Consider the following 16,978-nt stretch of genomic DNA (forward strand, 5'->3'; position numbering starts at 1 on the left):
GAGGGGACGAATGAGAACGACCAAACTCGGCGGACTTGAGGTGCCCAGCATCGGCCTCGGCTGCATGGGCATGTCGACGGCCTACGGCACCAAGGACGACCCAGAGTCCACGCGTGCCATACATCGCGCCCTCGACCTGGGCGTGACGCTTCTCGACACAGCCGACGTCTATGGCAACGGTCACGGCGAACGCCTGATCGGCGAAGCGCTGAAGGACCGGCGTCGCGATGCCATCATCGCCACGAAGGTCGGAAACCTTGGGCGCGCGGCGAAGCCCCGCACCGTCGACGGCAGCCCCGAACACATCACCGCGGGCTGCGACGCAAGCCTCGAGCGCCTCGGCGTCGAGACCATCGACCTCTACTACCTTCACCGCGTCGACCCCGACGTGCCAATCGAGGACAGCGTCGGCGCGATGTCCCGGCTGGTCGAAGCGGGCAAGGTGCGCCACATCGGCCTCTCAGAAGCCGGTTCCGACACACTGCGCCGTGCGGCCAAGGTCCATCCAATTGCGGCCCTCCAGTCCGAATGGTCGCTCTGGTCGCGCGACGTCGAGAGCGCCATCGTCGACACCTGCCGCGAACTTGGCATCGGGTTCGTCGCCTACGCGCCCCTCGGTCGCGGGTTCCTGACCGGGACGATCCCCGACGTCGATACCCTCATCCCCGAGGATCGCCGCCGCGACCATCCGCGCTTTGACCCCGACAACATCGCGCAGAACCTGCCCCTGATCGACGCGCTTCGCAGCGTCGCGGAGCGCCACGGCGCGACCCCCGCACAGGTGGCCATCGCATGGGTCCTGTCGCGCGGCGAGGACGTGGCGACGATCCCCGGTGCCAAGAAGGTAAAGTGGGTCGAGGAGAACGCGAACGCCGCAGACCTCGAATTGACGGATTCCGACTTCGCTGACCTCGGCCAGGCTTTTGCGCCCGGCGCGGCGGCAGGCACGCGGTATCCCGAAAAGCAGATGGCGAAGCTCGGCATCTGATTGACAGACACGAAGGACGGAGAAACGAATGGACCAAATCGCCGAGATCAAGGGCACCGAGCACTGGGCCGAAAAGGGCGACGCCAAGCTCTTCATGTGGCGCAAGACCCTGTCCGGGTCAGCGCCGCGCGGCGTCGCGCTGTTTGTGCACGGCTCGTCGATGGCGTCGCAGCCGACCTTCGATCTCCAGGTGCCGGGGCGGCCGTTCTCGTCCGCGATGGATTACTTCGCGTCGAAGGGCTTTGACTGCTGGTGCGTCGACATGGAGGGCTATGGCCGCTCCACCAAGGATCGGGGCACCCGCGCGACGATCTCTGACGGTGGCGACGACCTCGAGGCGGCCGACAAGGTGATCCGTGCCATCTCGGGCGATGGCCCCATGTGCGTCTACGGCATCTCGTCGGGCGCGCTCCGCGCCGCGACCTTCGCCGAGCGCCAGCCGGCCCGTGTCGCGCGCCTCGCTCTCGACGCCTATGTCTGGACGGGCAAGGGCAGCCCGACACTGCAGGAGCGGGCGAAAAAGCTCGACTTCTTCAAGGCCAACGACCGCCGCCCGATCGACCGCGCCTTCGTCCACTCGATCTTCAACCGCGATCACGCCGGCACCGCCGACGACAAGGTGGTCGACGCCTTCGCCGATGCGATCCTCGCCCTCGACGACTCGATGCCGACCGGCACCTACACCGACATGTGCGCGCACCTGCCGCTGAACGATCCGAAGAAGCTGACCATGCCGACCATCGTCATGCGCGGCGAATACGACGGCATCGCCAGCATGGAGGATCTGCTCGATTTCTTCGGCCGGCTTCCGCACCCCGACAAGCAGTTCACGGTGATGCAGGGCATCGCTCACGCCTCGTTCCAGCAGCTCAACTACATGACGGTCTACGACGTCCTGCTCGACTTCTGGACGCGCACGCCGCCGGTCTACACCGGCCACTGACGACCCGGCTCGTCCGGGAGACGACGAGACGCGCACCCGAGGAGGATTGGGCTCGCGGATAAACCAAGGAGGAGAACCAAGATGCATCGCACAAAATCGCGCCTTCTCGCGCCAAGCCGCCGGGGCTTCCTGGGCGGCGCAGGCGGCCTGATCGGCGCCACCGCGCTGAGCGGATCCCGCGCCTTCGCCCAAGGCCAGTTTCCCGAGCGGAACCTGTCGGTGACGATCCCGACCGCCGAAGGCGGCGGGGCCGACCGTGACGCCCGCGTCTTCGCCAGCGTGTGGAAGGACCACATCGGCGTCGACCTCGAGTACGAATACTACCCCGGCGCCGCCGGTCAGGTGGGCTACGAGTTCTACCTCGACAAGGAACCGAACGCCTACAACCTGCTGTTCGCCAACCTCGGCCCCGAAGTCATCATGATGGTGACGCAGGACACCGGCATCGAGGTCGGCCAGGACATCGTCTACATCCAGCAGACCTCGTCCGAGCCGATGGCGATCTGGGTCGGTGCCGAAAGCCCCATCCAGACGCTGCAGGAGCTTGTCGATCTCTCGATGACCCGTCCGGTCACCGTCTCGACCTCGCGCCTGCCGCACCCCGGGTCCATCGGCGTCCTGTCGCTGGCCGAAGCCACCGGCGGACAATTCACCCTGGTGCCCTATGGCGGCGGCAACCCGACCGCGATGGCGGCGATCACGCAGGAGGTGGACGCCAGCGTCCTTCCCTTCGCCAACCCGATCGCGCTCGCCGACCAGGCCCGCGTTCTCGGCGTCTTCGCCGAGACCAACGTGGCTCCGGCCGAAAGCGGCGACGCGCCGACGGTCAACCAGGCCCTGGGGACGTCGATCCCCAACTTCGACAGCTCGCGCGCCTGGGGTGTCCACAAGGCGGCCTACGACCAGTTCCCCGACCGCATCGCGATCCTGAAGGAGACGATGCAGGCAACGCTGGAAGATCCGGCCTACGCCGAGGCCGTCAAGGCGGCAGGCCTTCCGACTGCTTTCATCGATGCGGGCGACGAAGCCGTGGCGATGGCGACGGCGGCCTCGATGAAGGAACTGGCGACCAAGTATCGCGACCTTCTGTCGGGCGCCTGATCGCACGACGTATCGCGGCCCGGACGATCCGGGCCGCGTTCCATCCCCTGTTGAGGTCGAAACTCCGATGAAGCCTCCCGAAAAAGGATCGCGCCGCACGTTCGGGGCCGACCTGATCCTTCCGGTCGCAGCCTCTCTCTATGCGGTCTACTACGTCGCCTCCGTGTGGGATTTCCCGCCCGAAGCGCAGCGGAGCGGCCTCGTCCTGGCAAGCCTCCTGCTGTTCCTGACGACGATCTACTTCATCCGCACCGCCCTTCGCGCGTCGAGCGGGAAGTGGGACTTCGAGATCGCGTCGATCCTCGGACCCCGCGAGGGCCGCACGAACCGCCTGATCTTCTTCGGGCTGGTCCTTGGCTATGGCGTCGTGGCGCCCTGGGGCGGCTTCACCCTGACCACGTTCATCTTCCTCGCCGCAGGCAGCTACGTTTCGGGCCTGCGCCCCCTGCGGAAGGCCATCGTCTTCGCGGCCGTCACCGCCATCGCGGGTTGGCTCTTCTTCATCGTCCTTCTCGGAACGCGTTTCCCCGAGGGTCCGTTCGAGCAACTCGTCTCCTGGATCGTATCGTCATGGAACTAGACGCCGCCGGCCTCACGACCCTACTGCTGCACTCGCTGTCGATGTGGTGGGTCATCATACCCGCCGTCGTCGTCGGCATCGTCATGGGCGCGATTCCAGGCTTCGCGGCGCACAACACGATCATCATGCTCTTGCCGCTGACGCTCGCCTTCGACGTCGACGTGGCGCTGACGTTCATGGTGGCGCTCTACTGCGCCAGCCACCTCGGTGGAGGCATCCCCGCCATCCTTCTGAACATCCCCGGCACGGGCGGCGCGGCCGCGACGACACTCGACGGCTATCCGATGGCGCAGAAAGGGCAGGCCGCAAAGGCCCTGGCCCTCAGCTTCGTCGCCTCGGTGATGGGCGGTCTCGTCACCTCGCTGGTGACGCTCTTCCTGCTCCAGTACCTCGCGCGGGTCGGCTTCTACGTCCGCTCGGTCGAGATGGTCGTCATCATGCTCTTCGGTCTCGCCCTGATCGCCGCCATCGCGGCCGAGGACATGCTGAAAGGCCTGATCGCGGGCGCCTTCGGCCTAATGCTGGGCGCCATGGGGGCGGACCACATCTACGCCACCCCGCGCGGCACCTTCGGAATGCTCGAGCTTTTCGACGGCGTCCCCCTCGTGCCCGCTCTTGTCGGTCTCTTCGCCATATCCGAAGCCCTCGTGATGCTTGAATCGAGGGGCGGGTCGGCCAAGGTCTCGGCGGGCGTGACGCCGACGTGGAAAGAGACCTTCCACAATATCTTCAGTTCCTTCCGGCACTGGTGGCTGACGATCTGGACCGGCATGGTGGGCCTTCTGATCGGGGTCCTGCCAGGGGCGGGCGCCTCCATCGCCGCTTTCGTCGCCTACCAGCAGGCCCAGACCTTCTCGCGCCACCCCGAAAAGTTCGGCACCGGCTGCGAAGAGGGCGTCGTGGCGCCCGAATCCGCGAACAACGGCGTCACCACTGGCACGCTGGTCCCGCTCCTGGCGATCGGCATCCCCGGGGGCAGTACGGCGGCGGTGATGATGATCGTGCTCCAGTACCACGGCGTGCCCTTCGGCCCGCGCCTCTTCATGACCGAGCCGCTGCTGGCCTACGGCATCATCATGTCGATGTTCGTCTCCTACGTGCTGATGCTCTTCACCGTCTTCCCGATGGCGCGCTACCTCTCGACCATCACGACGGTGCCAAGCTGCTATATGGCGCCCGTCATCATCGCCTTCACGCTGATCGGCGCCTTCGCCCCCCGGACGTTCCTTTTCGACATCGGCATCGCCATCGCCTTCGGCGTGATCGGCTATGTCGCGCGGAAGACCGGCTATCACGTCGCCGCCATCCTGATCGGCGTGATCCTCGGCCCGCTCCTCGAGAAGTCATTCCTTCTCTCGATGCGCATCTCCGGCAACGATCCGACGGTGCTCTTCTCGTCGAACATCTCGAAAGTCCTCTGGGTTCTGCTGATCCTGACGCTGACACTTCCGGCCATCATGTCGCGGATCAAGCGTCGCCGAACGGAAAGCCTGACATAGAAGCAGGTCTATCGGGCCGGTCCACAGTGGCCGGCCCGCTTTTCTTCCGCTCCCGCTCAATGGGGGTGGAAGACGCCCCGTCACTCGTGACAAGACTGTGGGCACAAAGGAACTGGGGGAGGGTAACCCGATGAATAAACTCGTTTGCGCCGCCGCGGCGCTCGCGCTGACCGTCACGGTGGCGGAGGCCGCGACCAAGGTCGGCATGATCACGACGCTTTCGGGCGGAGGAGCCGGTCTCGGCATCGACGTGCGCGACGGCTTCATGCTCGCTATCAAGCAATCGGGCCGCGACGACATCGAGGTGGTGATCGAGGACGACCAGCAGAAGCCCGACATCGCCGTGCAGCTTTCGGACAAGATGATTCAGTCCGAGAAGGTCGACGTGCTGACGGGCATCATCTGGTCGAACCTCGCCATGGCCGTCGTGCCGGCCGCGACCGGGCAGGGGGTCTTCTATCTCTCGCCGAACGCCGGTCCCTCGCAACTGGCCGGCGCAGGGTGCAGCCCGCTCTACTTCAACGTCGCCTGGCAGAACGACAACCTGCACGAGGCCGCCGGGGCCTGGGCGAACCAGACCGGCTACCAGAACAGCTTCATCCTCGCGCCGAACTATCCGGCCGGGAAGGACGCGCTCACAGGCTACAAGCGGATGTATGAGGGCGGTCTCGCAGGCGAGCTTTATACCGAACTCGGCCAGACCGACTATGCTGCCGAGATCGCGCAGATCCGGGCCTCCGGCGCCGACAGCGTCTTCTTCTTCCTGCCGGGCGGCATGGGGATCAGCTTCCTCAAGCAGTACGCGGACTCTGGCGTCGACCTGCCGGTGATCGGACCCGCCTTCAGCTTCGACCAGGGCATCCTCCAGGCCGTGGGCGCAGCGGCGCTCGGGGTGGTCAACACCTCGCAATGGTCGAAGGACATCGACAACGAAACCAACAAGGCCTTCGTCGAGACCTTCCAGGCCGAGTACGGCCGCCTGCCGTCGCTCTACGCCAGCCAGGGCTTCGACACCGCGAACCTCTTGATCTCGGCGCTCGACAAGGCCGAGCCAGCGGACAAGGAAGCCTTCCAGGCAGCGCTTGAGGAGGCAGACTTCTCATCCACGCGCGGAGACTTCGAGTTCGGTCCGAACCATCACCCGATCCAGGACATATATGCTCGCGAGGTGATCCAGGAAGGTGACGTCTTCACCAACAAGATCATTGGCGTCGCGCTCGAAGATCACGCAGACGCCTACGCCGCCGACTGCAAGATGTGACGCGACGGGCGGCCTTTGACCGGGCCGCCCGACAGCCTCTGACCCCATGTCCGCGGTCCTCGTCATCGAGCAGGTACTGAACGGCCTGCAGGCCGGCGTCATGCTGTTCCTGATGGCGGCCGGCCTGACGCTGATCTTCGGTGTCATGGGCCTCATCAACCTCGCCCACGGTTCGCTCTACATGGTGGGCGCCTTCGCGGCCGCGGCAGTCTCGGCGGCGACGGGGTCGTTCCTCCTCGGTCTCGTCTCGGCACTCGCCGCCGCGGCTCTGGCGGGGGCGGTGGTCGAGATGCTGGTGATCCGACGGCTCTACGCCTCCGACCACCTCGACCAGGTGCTGGCGACCTTCGCCCTGATCCTGATCTTCTCGGAAGGCACGCGCTGGCTCTATGGCTCGTTCCCCCTCTACCTCGACATCCCCGCCTGGCTGTCGGGCCCGACGCGCCTCCCGGGCGGCATCCTCTATCCGACCTACCGCCTCGCGCTCATCGCAGTCGGACTTGTCGTGGCCTTGGGCCTCTGGGTCCTGATCGAGCGCACGCGCCTCGGCATCCGCATCCGCGCAGGCGAGAACGACCGCGAGATGATCGCGGCACTTGGCGTCGATATATCAAGGCTCTACACGCTGATCTTCGCGCTCGGCGCTGCGCTTGCGGGGCTTGCCGGCGCGCTGGTCGGCGCGATCCAGTCGGTGCAGGTCGGCATGGGCGAGCCGGTCCTGATCCTCGCCTTCGTGGTCATCGTGATCGGCGGCATCGGCTCGATCCGGGGCGCTTTCGTCGGCGCGCTTCTCGTGGGTCTGACCGACACGCTCGGCGGCATCTTCCTGCCGGAACTCTTCAAGTTCTTCACCGACCCCGCCACCGCGCAGAGCGTCGGAGCCTCGCTCGCCTCCATGTCGATCTACATCCTGATGAGCCTTGTCCTGATCTGGCGGCCGACGGGTCTCTTCGGAGCACGGGCATGATCCCCGAGCGGTTCCTGAACGCACTCCTTCTCGGAGGTCTTCTGGGGGTGGCGCTTTTGGCCGATTGGCGCGACGAGCCCTTCACCATTACGCTCGCCACCCGCGCGACGATCCTTGCCATCGCCGCGACCGGCCTGAACCTGGCCCTGGGCCTCGGCGGTCTCGTCAGCCTGGGCCACGCGGTCTTCTTCGGGCTCGGCGGCTATGCCATGGGTATCCTCGCGTTCCACGCACAGACCTACGCGCCGGTCGAGCTTGGTCCGCTGGCCATCGAGGGCACCACCTCGATGCCCCTGATCTGGGTTACTGCCATCGCTGTCTCCAGCCTGGCAGCGCTTGTCATCGGCCTCCTCAGCCTCCGTACAAGCGGGGTCTACTTCATCATGATCACGCTCGCCTTCGGTCAGATGTTCTTCTACTTCGCCGTCTCCTGGAGCGCCTACGGCGGCGAGGACGGCCTGTCGATCTACGTCAGGAACGGTTTCCCCGGCCTCAACACGCTCGACCCGATCCAGTTCTTTTCGCTGTGCTTCGTCCTGCTCTGCCTCGTCCTCGTCCTGTGGTCCCGCCTCGCGCGGTCGCCCTTCGGCCTCGCGCTGAACGCCGCCCGCCAGGTACCCGCGCGGGTCGAAACCGTGGGCCTTGACCCAAAGCGCCTGAAGCTCGCCGCCTTCGTCCTGTCCGGCGCGATCACGGGTCTCGCGGGCGCGCTCTTCGCCGACCTCAACCGCTTCGTCAGCCCTTCGATGTTCAGCTGGCAGCTTTCGGGCGAGTTGATCGTCCTCGTCATTCTCGGCGGTGTGGCGCGCCTTTGTGGTCCGGTGGCCGGGGCGATGCTGTTCGTGGCGCTCGAGCATTGGCTGGGCGGGCTGACCGAGTTCTGGCACGTCTGGCTGGGCGCGATCCTCCTCCTGATCGTCCTCTTCGCCAAGGGCGGTCTCGTTGGCCTACTGTCGGGGAGGCCCGCCTCGCATGACTGAGCCCATCCTCGAAACCCGCGGGCTGACGAAGCGCTTCGGCGCGCTGGTGGCGAGCGACGGCGTCTCTATCGACCTCAGGCCGGGCGAGATCCACGCCGTCATCGGACCGAACGGGGCAGGGAAGTCCACGCTCATCGGACAGATCTGCGGGACTGTGATCCCGGACGAGGGCAGCGTGCATTTCCAGGGGCACGACGTGACGGACGAGACTGTCGCCGCCCGCGCAGGGCGCGGCCTGGGACGGACCTTCCAGGTCTCGGCACTGGCGATGGAGGATACTGTCCTTCAGAACACCCTCTTGGGAGCACTGTCCGCCTCGTCGTCACCCTGGCGGCTCTGGCGTTCCGTCCTCAACGACAGGGACCTCGTGGCTCGAGCCGATGCCGCTCTCGGCCGTGTTGGTCTTTCCGACCGGCGTGCGACGCGCTGCGCCGACCTCAGCCACGGCCAGCGCAGGCAGCTCGAGGTCGCGGTGGCGCTGACGCTCTCACCCCGTGCCTTCGTCATGGACGAACCCATGGCGGGGCTCGGCGCGGAAGGCTCGAAGGCGCTGACGGCCTTCCTCGACGGCCTCCGCGACAAAGCCCCCATCCTCCTCGTCGAGCACGACATGGACGCCGTCTTCGCGCTGGCCGACCGGATCAGCGTGCTGGCCGAGGGCCGCATCCTCGCCACCGGAACCGTCGCCGAAATCCGCGCGGACCCGGAGGTGCGCACGGCCTACCTGGGCGAGGACGCATGAGCCTTCTCGCGCTCTCTGGCCTCACCGCCTTTTACGGCTCGAGCCAGGCGCTGTTCGGCGTCGACCTGACCGTCGGGGAAGGCGAGGTCGTGGCGCTCATGGGCCGCAACGGGATGGGCAAGACGACGACCGTCCGAGCCATCTGCCGGATGATCGTCTCGAAAGGCGGGCTCACCTTCGCCGGACGCGACCTGCACGGGCTTCCCAGCCACGCCGTAGCACGTCTCGGCATCGGCCTCGTGCCGGAGGGCCGCCGCTGCTTCGCCGACCTCACGGTGCGCGAGAACCTGGTCGCCGCCGCGCGTCCGGGGCCCTGGGACGAGGCGAGGGTGGGTGACCTTTTCCCGCGCCTCGCCGAACGGCGCGGTCAGCGCGCGCGGACGCTTTCGGGCGGCGAGCAGCAGATGCTGGCCATCGGACGGGCCCTGATGACGAACCCCCGCCTTGTGATCCTCGACGAGGCGACCGAAGGCCTCGCACCTCTGGTCCGGGCCGAGATCTGGGCAGCGGTGGCGCGGCTGAAGATCGAAACCGGCATGGCGATCCTCGTCATCGACAAATCGGTGCGGGACCTCGCGCGCGTGTCCGACCGTGCCGTCATCCTCGAACGCGGCGCGACGGTCTGGTCCGGAGGGATAAATGAGCTGACGCCAGCGATCTCAGAGACTTACGTGGGAGTGTGAAACCGCCGCCGGTCATGGCCGAAAAACTCTGGATTGGCCTGATGCCCGAGCTAGTTTACACAGGCAGAACAACAAGATGATTTGGGAGGACTACCTATGAAACTGATGCACGCCCTCGCGGCGGGAACCCTCGTCGCATTCAGCGCCCCGGCTCTGGCACAGGAACAGCTGTCGATCGCCACGGGCGGGACCGGCGGCGTCTACTATCCCATGGGCGGCGGGCTCGCCGAAGTCATCAACAACCACGTCGAAGGCTATTCCGCGACCGCCGAGGTCACCGGCGCCTCGGTCGAGAACATGGGCCTCATCGCCACAGGCGACGCGGACCTGGCGCTCGCACTCGCCGATACCGTCGCCCAGTCCTATACCGGCACCGGCCGGTTCGAAGGTCAGCAGCTTCCCATGGTCCGCGGCCTCGCCTCGATGTACGCCAACATGATCCAGATCGTGGCTCTCGAGGGCAGCGGCATCACCTCGCTCGAGGATCTCAAGGGCAAGCGCGTGTCGGTCGGCGCACCCGGTTCGGGCACCGAAGTCAACGCCGAAGCCATCCTGACCGCCAACGGCATCTCCTACGACGACATCGACGAGCAGCGGCTGAACTTCAACGAAACCGCCGACGCGCTGGCCAACGGCGACATCGACGCGGGCTTCTGGAGCGTGGGCGCGCCGACTTCGTCGATCCTGAACCTTTCGACGACCAACGACATTGTCCTTCTGGCGCTCTCCGACGACGAGATCGCCAAGGCGCGCGAGGCCGACGCGACCTTCGCCGAAACGACACTGCCCGGCGGAAGCTACACCGGCGTCGACGAGGACATCACGGTCCTCGGCATTCCGAACGTGCTCGTCGTATCATCCGAGATGTCGGACGACCTGGCCTATTCGATCACCAAGGCGATGTTCGAGAACGTGACCGATCTTCAGGCGGTCCACCCGGCGGCGAACGAGACGACGCCCGAATTCACCATGACCGCGACGCCCGTCCCGCTGCACCCGGGCGCGATCCGCTATTACGAGGAAGCGGGCGTCACCGTTCCAGACAACCTGCGTCCTTGATCGAAAGGGTGGGAGGAGGGCTTTCCGCCCTCCTCGTCCTCATCGCCGCCACCGCCGGTCCGGCACCTGCGGGTGACCTCGTGGCCCTGAGCGAGGATGGCACCGAACTCCTGCGCCAACCCGTCCCTGAAGGGACGGGCTGGTGCGTTCTCTGGCACCACTCGGTCAAGGGGTTCGAGGTTTCGGACTGCTATGAGAACCGTAGCGGCCGGATGGTGCTGGTCCGCTCGCACCTTCCCGACTTCGCCGCCGGTCTCGACCACATCCCCGGACGCGGTCGGCAGGTGTCGGACGGGCAGGGCGGCTATTGGATCCTAGACATCGACGAACCCGTGCCTGGAAATGGCTATATCCTGCGTCCCGGACGGGGCAATGTGGATCACCGGATCGCTGTTGGCGACAGGGTGGTGTCCCTGTCCGAAGCGGCCCCGCGCGAGAAGGTGCGGATCGAACTGACGGAAGAGGGCGGCTGATGGTCACGGATACCGATGCGCACATCGACGAGCGGCCGCAGCCTCGGATCGTGCTGCGCGCCATCGCGGTCATCGGCATCCTCCTGTCGCTGTTCCAGCTCTACGCGGCGGGCGTCCAGCCTCTCGGCCTGTTCTTCCAGCGCCCGATCCACCTAGGCTTCATCCTTGTCCTCTGCTTCCTGATCTATCCCGTCTGGGGACCATCCCGCCCGCGAGGCGTCCTCGGCTGGATCATCGACGGCGTCCTGATCGCCTGCGGCATCCTGGTGGGCGCGTGGCTGCCCATCAACATCGACATCATCGCCAACCAGATCTTTCCGCGCAGCATCGACGTGGCCGTGGGTGTCCTGACCGTGATCGTCGTCCTTGAGGGCGCGCGGCGCGCCGTGGGCCTCGGGATGACGATCATCGGCGCTTTCTTCATCGCCTACGCTTTCGCCGGCAACCGGGGGGAACTGCCGTTCCTCGCCGACTGGATGCCTGGCATCATGAACCACCGGGGCTATTCGCTTGACCGCGTGGCTAGCCAGATGACGCTTGGCGCCGAAGGCATATTCGGCATCCCGCTCGGCGTCGCCGCGACCTTCATCTTCGTCTTCGTCCTCTTCGGCGCCTTCCTCGAAGTGACGGGCGCGGGCAAGTTCTTCATCGACCTCGCCTACGCCGCGACCGGCCGGCAGCGCGGCGGACCGGCCAAGGCGGCGGTCATCGCTTCGGCGGGCATGGGATCGATCAGCGGATCGGCCATCGCGAACGTCGTGACGACCGGCGCCTTCACGATCCCACTGATGAAGAAACTGGGCTATCGCCCTGCGCAGGCTGGAGGAATCGAGGCCGCAGCCTCGACCGGCGGGCAGATCATGCCGCCGCTCATGGGCGCTGGCGCGTTCCTGATGTCCGAGTTCACGCGGGTGCCTTACGTCGACATCGTGCTGGTCTCGATCTTCCCGGCCGTCCTCTACTTCGGCGCCGTCTACCTTCTGGTCCACATCGCCGCCGTGAAGCAGGGCATGACCGGCATGAAGGCCGAGGAGTTGCCCAAGGTCCGCGACGTGATGGCGGAAGGCTGGCACTTCCTCTTCCCGCTCGTGGCCCTGGTGGTGCTGCTTGTCGTCGGCTACTCGCCGATGCGGGTGGGCTTCTACGCCATCGTCTCGGTCATCGTTGCCGCAGGGACGCGGGCGCTCTGGGCCTACCTTGCCTCGGGTCCGACGGCGACAGGCTTCGTGGATCTCTGCCGGAGCGGTCTGGCCATGACCCTCGAGGCGCTGGAGCTTGGCGCGCGGAACGCGGTCGCGGTCTCGATGGCCTGTGCCGTCGCTGGCATTATCGTGGGTGTCGTGGGCTTGACCGGCCTCGGCCTCAAGTTCTCGGCCATGATGATCGCCTTCTCGGGCGGCAACATCGTCCTCGCGTTGATCCTCGTCCTCCTCGCCAGCCTAATCCTCGGGATGGGCCTGCCGGTCACGGCCGCCTACATCGTCCTCATCATCCTCGTCGGCCCCGCGCTGACCGAGGAGTTCGGCATCCCGATCCTGATCGCCCACCTCGTGGTGTTCTGGTACTCGCAGGACTCGAATGTCACGCCGCCCGTGGCGCTCGCCGCCTTCGCGGGCGCGGCCATCGCCGGGTCGAAGCCGATGGAGACGAGTCTCCAGGCATGGAAGTTCGCCAAGGGACTCTACCTGATCCCGCTTTTCATGGTCTTCAACGAATCCATTATCCTGGGCGGGCCGCTTCCACTGGTTCTCTGGAACGGCTTCATCGCCATCCTCGCGATGACGGGCTTCGCGGCGGCGCTGGAAGGGTTCCTGTGGCGGCCCATGCCGATCTGGCAGCGCCTCCTGATCGTATTCGGTGTCATTGCGATCTTCTGGCCCAGTGTCGGCATCGAGGCCGCGGGCGCGGTGGTCGTGGCTGGCGTGCTTGCGCTGAACTGGCGCGGGGGCAGGAGCGCGGTGGCCGCCTGACGACGCCACTTTACGCCGCGGCCGGGCTGATGAAAGAGTGCGCCCGACCCTGACAGGAGTGAGCCAGGCCATGCGCGACGAGATCCGGTCCCACACGCTGGCCCCCGAGGCGGATCTCGTCCGCGGTCTCGCGCGATCGACCGCCCTCGACGAGGCAGCACGCGCCCGCATTTCCTCCCGCGCCGCAGACCTGGTCCGCGCCGTGCGCGCCTCGGGCAAGGTCGGCATGATGGAGAGCCTCCTCGCCGAATACGGACTGTCCACGCGCGAGGGCGTGGCTCTGATGTGCCTGGCCGAGGCGATGCTGCGCGTCCCCGACAGCGGCACGGTGGACGAGTTGATCCGCGACAAGATCACGCCGCACGACTGGGCCAGCCACATCGGCGACTCCGGCTCGATCCTCGTCAACGCCTCGACCTGGGGGCTGCTGCTGACCGGCCGCGTTCTTGACGACGACGAAGGGGGCGTGGCTGGCACGCTGCACGGCCTTGTGCGTAGGCTGGGAGAGCCGGTGATCCGCCGCGCCGTGGGGCAGGCGATGGCCGAGATGGGGTCGCAGTTCGTTCTGGGCCGCACCATAGGCGAGGCGATGAAGCGCGGCCGTCCGATGGTGGCGAAGGGCTATAGCTACTCCTACGACATGCTGGGAGAGGCCGCGCGGACCGAGGCAGACGCGCTTCGCTATCTCGACGCCTATGCCCGCGCCATCGACGTCATCGCGGGCGCGGCCTCGGGCCGCGACGTGAGGACGAACCCCGGCATCTCGGTCAAGCTGTCCGCGCTGCATCCTCGCTATGAGTGCGCCCAGGCCGAGGCGATGCTGCCCGTTCTCTCTGACCGCCTTCTGTCCCTCGCAGAAGCGGCGGCGAAGGCTGGAATCGGCTTCAATATCGACGCGGAAGAGGCTGATCGGCTTGATCTTTCCCTCGATGTGATCGAACGCGTCCTGTCGTCCGACAGCCTGAAGGGCTGGGACGGCTTCGGCGTCGTCGTCCAGGCGTTCGGACGCCGGGCGATGCCTGTCCTCGACTGGCTCCACGACCTCGCCGGCCGTCTCGACCGCCGCATCATGGTGCGCCTCGTCAAGGGGGCCTACTGGGACACCGAGGTGAAGCGCGCGCAGGTGCTGGGGCTGACCGACTATCCCGTCTTCACCCGCAAGACCCACACCGACGTCAGCTACCTGGCCGGTGCGCGGAAGCTTCTGTCGATGACCGACCGCATCTATCCGCAATTCGCGACGCACAACGCCCATTCCGTTGCCGCCGTTCTCGAGATGGCGTCCGACAAGGCCGCCTTCGAGTTCCAGCGCCTGCACGGGATGGGAGAGCACCTGCACGAGGCCGTCCGCAAGGCCGAGGGAACGCGCTGCCGCATCTATGCGCCGGTGGGCGCGCACCACGACCTTCTGGCCTATCTCGTCCGGCGGCTTCTGGAGAACGGCGCCAACTCGTCCTTCGTGAACCAGATCGTGGATACCTCTGTTCCGGCTGAAGAAATCGCATCGGACCCGATCGCGAAAGCCGAAGCCGACGGCTTTCACCCGAACCCGGCGATCCCACGACCTGCGGACATCTTCGCCCCCCGCCGCAACAGCGCCGGATGGGACCTGACAGACCCTGTGACGCTGGCCGAGATCGATGCCGGCCGCGCCGCCTTCGCTGCCCCTTACAGCTGGACGGCGGGTCCTCTGACACCGGCGGAGCGCGTGGGCGCGGCTCGAGAGGTCCACAATCCTGCGCGCCCGTCCGATGTGGTGGGCACCGTCACCGAAGCCGAGGCGACGATGGTCGAGGCGGCGGTCGGTCTCGCTGTAGATGCGCAGCCGGGCTGGTCCGCTCTCGGCGCCCCTGCGCGTGCGACGATCCTGCGCCGCGCTGCCGACCTCTACGAGGCGAACGCTCACGAGGTCTTTGCCCTTACCGCGCGCGAGGCGGGGAAGACCCTTGCCGACGGCGTGGCGGAACTGCGCGAAGCGGTCGATTTCCTGCGCTATTACGCGCAGGAAGCCGAGACCCTCGGCGACCGTCCCGCGCGCGGGGTCATCGCCTGCATCTCGCCCTGGAACTTCCCCCTCGCCATCTTCACCGGCCAGATCGGGGCGGCGCTGGCGGCGGGGAACGCTGTCGTCGCGAAACCCGCCGAGCAGACGCCTCTCATCGCCTTCCGCGCCACCCAGTTGCTGCACGAGGCGGGCGTGCCTGCGAAGGTCCTCCAGCTTCTACCGGGCGACGGAGAGAGCGTGGGAGGGCCGCTGACCGCCGATCCGCGCCTGTCAGGGGTGTGTTTCACCGGCTCGACCGAGGTGGCGAAGCTCATCGACCGGCAATTGGCCAGGACCGCGCCGCACGCCATGCTGATCGCCGAGACGGGCGGGCTGAACGCCATGATCGTCGACTCGACGGCGCTTCTCGAGCAGGCCACGCGCGACATCCTGCGGGGCGCCTTCCAGTCAGCGGGACAAAGATGTTCTGCCCTGCGCATCCTCTACGTCCAGAAGGATGTCGAGGAGAAGTTGCTGAAGATGCTCTTCGGCGCGATGGAGACCCTCGTCGCGGGCGATCCGTGGGCCTTGGCGACGGATGTGGGGCCCGTGATCGACGGCGAGGCACATGAGGCGATCACCGCCTATGTCGAGCGGATGGAGGCTGAGGGGCGCGTGCTGAAGCGGCTGGACGGTCTCGCGGAAGGTCACTTCGTGGCGCCGACCGTGGTGCGCGTGTCGGGGATCGCCGAAATCGAGCACGAGATTTTCGGTCCCGTCCTCCATGTCGCACGGTTCGACGGCGAGAAGATTGCCGATGTCGTTTCGGACATTAACGCAAAAGGTTACGGGCTGACGTTCGGGCTGCACTCGCGGATCGACCGGCGCGTGCAGAGGGTGCTCGACCGGATCGGCGCCGGCAACGTCTACGTCAACCGCGACCAGATCGGCGCCGTGGTCGGAAGCCAGCCGTTCGGCGGGCATGGCCTGTCGGGGACGGGACCCAAGGCGGGCGGGCCGCTTTACCTGCAGCGCTTCACCCATGAGGGCGAGGTGGGCTCAGACGTCCTCCCGGGCAGCGATGCCGCATCCGTGGACGTCAACGCGACCGGAGATCGCGCGGCGAGCTGGGGCAGGGCGACAGACAGGATCGCCCGGCTGCGCTCGGCCCTGCGCGGACGGGCGGCGGCGGCGATGGCGGCATCGGCCGCGCTGGATTTCGGCCCCGTGAATCTGCCCGGGCCGACGGGGGAGTCCAACCAGTTGGCCCTTCTTCCACGCGGATGTGTCCTCTGCCTCGGGCCTTCTCCGGAGGCGTTGCTTGCGCAGGTCGTCCAGGCCCTCGCCGCGGGCAACGCCGTCGTTGCGGCGGCCCCAGGTGCAACCTCTGTCCTCAAGACGCTGATGCGCGACGATTTTCCTCTGTCCGTGCTCGACGGCGGCGCGAGCGACGACCTGCTTCGCCATCCCGGCATCGACCTGGTCGCGGCACAGGTGTCGGGCGCGGCCTTGAGCCGACTCCGCCGTGTGCTGGCTTCTCGCGAGGGGCCGGTGCTTACCCTCGTCACCGCCCATCTGTCGCCGGCGCTCTACGCTGCCGAGCGGTCGACCTGTGTGGATACGACGGCGGCGGGAGGCAACGCGACCCTCCTTGCAGAGGCCGAGGGCTGAGGTGAGTTGGAAACAGTTTCCGGCGGCGTCCGATAAGCGGGGTGGGCCAATTACGGCAATCCTATGGCTTCACGGGG

General features: G+C 66.8%; 14 protein-coding genes. All 14 read left to right on the forward strand.

Annotated elements, in window-relative coordinates; genetic code table 11:
- Positions 1-10: 10 nt before the first annotated feature.
- The 14 genes from EF888_RS07485 to putA all read left to right on the forward strand — a co-directional run bounded on the left by EF888_RS07485 (position 11) and on the right by putA (position 16,901).
- A complete protein-coding gene (locus EF888_RS07485) occupies positions 11-988 on the forward strand; it encodes an aldo/keto reductase (protein ID WP_109760086.1) in 978 nt (325 codons plus the stop codon).
- Between the two features lie 28 nt (positions 989-1,016).
- Positions 1,017-1,931, forward strand: coding sequence for an alpha/beta hydrolase (locus EF888_RS07490; RefSeq protein WP_109760085.1), 915 nt, complete (start codon positions 1,017-1,019; stop codon positions 1,929-1,931).
- A gap of 81 nt (positions 1,932-2,012) precedes the next feature.
- Positions 2,013-3,032, forward strand: coding sequence for a tripartite tricarboxylate transporter substrate-binding protein (locus tag EF888_RS07495; protein ID WP_109760084.1), 1,020 nt, complete (start codon positions 2,013-2,015; stop codon positions 3,030-3,032).
- A gap of 67 nt (positions 3,033-3,099) precedes the next feature.
- A complete protein-coding gene (locus EF888_RS07500; RefSeq protein WP_109760083.1) occupies positions 3,100-3,612 on the forward strand; it encodes a tripartite tricarboxylate transporter TctB family protein in 513 nt (170 codons plus the stop codon).
- Complete coding sequence (locus tag EF888_RS07505; RefSeq protein ID WP_109760082.1) at positions 3,603-5,111, forward strand: tripartite tricarboxylate transporter permease; 1,509 nt, start codon at positions 3,603-3,605, stop codon at positions 5,109-5,111. Before EF888_RS07500 ends, EF888_RS07505 begins: the two co-directional genes overlap by 10 nt.
- A 130-nt stretch (positions 5,112-5,241) precedes the next feature.
- Positions 5,242-6,372 (forward strand): ABC transporter substrate-binding protein, encoded by a 1,131-nt coding sequence (locus tag EF888_RS07510; RefSeq protein WP_109760081.1) that lies wholly within the window; start codon positions 5,242-5,244, stop codon positions 6,370-6,372.
- A gap of 46 nt (positions 6,373-6,418) precedes the next feature.
- The gene (locus EF888_RS07515; protein WP_109760080.1) at positions 6,419-7,339 is read left to right on the forward strand and encodes a branched-chain amino acid ABC transporter permease; all 921 of its coding nucleotides are present in this window, start codon (positions 6,419-6,421) and stop codon (positions 7,337-7,339) included.
- Entirely contained in the window at positions 7,336-8,319 is a 984-nt protein-coding gene (locus EF888_RS07520; RefSeq protein WP_109760079.1) for a branched-chain amino acid ABC transporter permease, read from the forward strand. Before EF888_RS07515 ends, EF888_RS07520 begins: the two co-directional genes overlap by 4 nt.
- A complete protein-coding gene (locus tag EF888_RS07525) occupies positions 8,312-9,061 on the forward strand; it encodes an ABC transporter ATP-binding protein (RefSeq protein WP_109760078.1) in 750 nt (249 codons plus the stop codon). The genes EF888_RS07520 and EF888_RS07525 overlap by 8 nt, the downstream gene beginning before the upstream one ends.
- Entirely contained in the window at positions 9,058-9,744 is a 687-nt protein-coding gene (locus tag EF888_RS07530) for an ABC transporter ATP-binding protein (protein ID WP_109760077.1), read from the forward strand. The genes EF888_RS07525 and EF888_RS07530 overlap by 4 nt, the downstream gene beginning before the upstream one ends.
- 96 nt (positions 9,745-9,840) lie before the next feature.
- Positions 9,841-10,803 (forward strand): TAXI family TRAP transporter solute-binding subunit, encoded by a 963-nt coding sequence (locus tag EF888_RS07535; protein ID WP_109760076.1) that lies wholly within the window; start codon positions 9,841-9,843, stop codon positions 10,801-10,803.
- Positions 10,800-11,276 carry a DUF1850 domain-containing protein gene (locus EF888_RS07540; protein ID WP_241239837.1) on the forward strand — a complete coding sequence of 159 codons (477 nt, stop codon included), beginning with the start codon at positions 10,800-10,802 and terminating at the stop codon, positions 11,274-11,276. Before EF888_RS07535 ends, EF888_RS07540 begins: the two co-directional genes overlap by 4 nt.
- Positions 11,276-13,246 (forward strand): TRAP transporter permease, encoded by a 1,971-nt coding sequence (locus EF888_RS07545; RefSeq protein ID WP_109760075.1) that lies wholly within the window; start codon positions 11,276-11,278, stop codon positions 13,244-13,246. Before EF888_RS07540 ends, EF888_RS07545 begins: the two co-directional genes overlap by 1 nt.
- A 70-nt stretch (positions 13,247-13,316) precedes the next feature.
- Complete coding sequence (gene putA, locus EF888_RS07550; protein ID WP_109760074.1) at positions 13,317-16,901, forward strand: bifunctional proline dehydrogenase/L-glutamate gamma-semialdehyde dehydrogenase PutA; 3,585 nt, start codon at positions 13,317-13,319, stop codon at positions 16,899-16,901.
- The last annotated feature ends 77 nt before the right edge of the window (positions 16,902-16,978 follow it).

The sequence above is a fragment of the Silicimonas algicola genome (assembly GCF_003970735.1).
In the GTDB taxonomy this organism is placed as follows: domain Bacteria; phylum Pseudomonadota; class Alphaproteobacteria; order Rhodobacterales; family Rhodobacteraceae; genus Silicimonas; species Silicimonas algicola.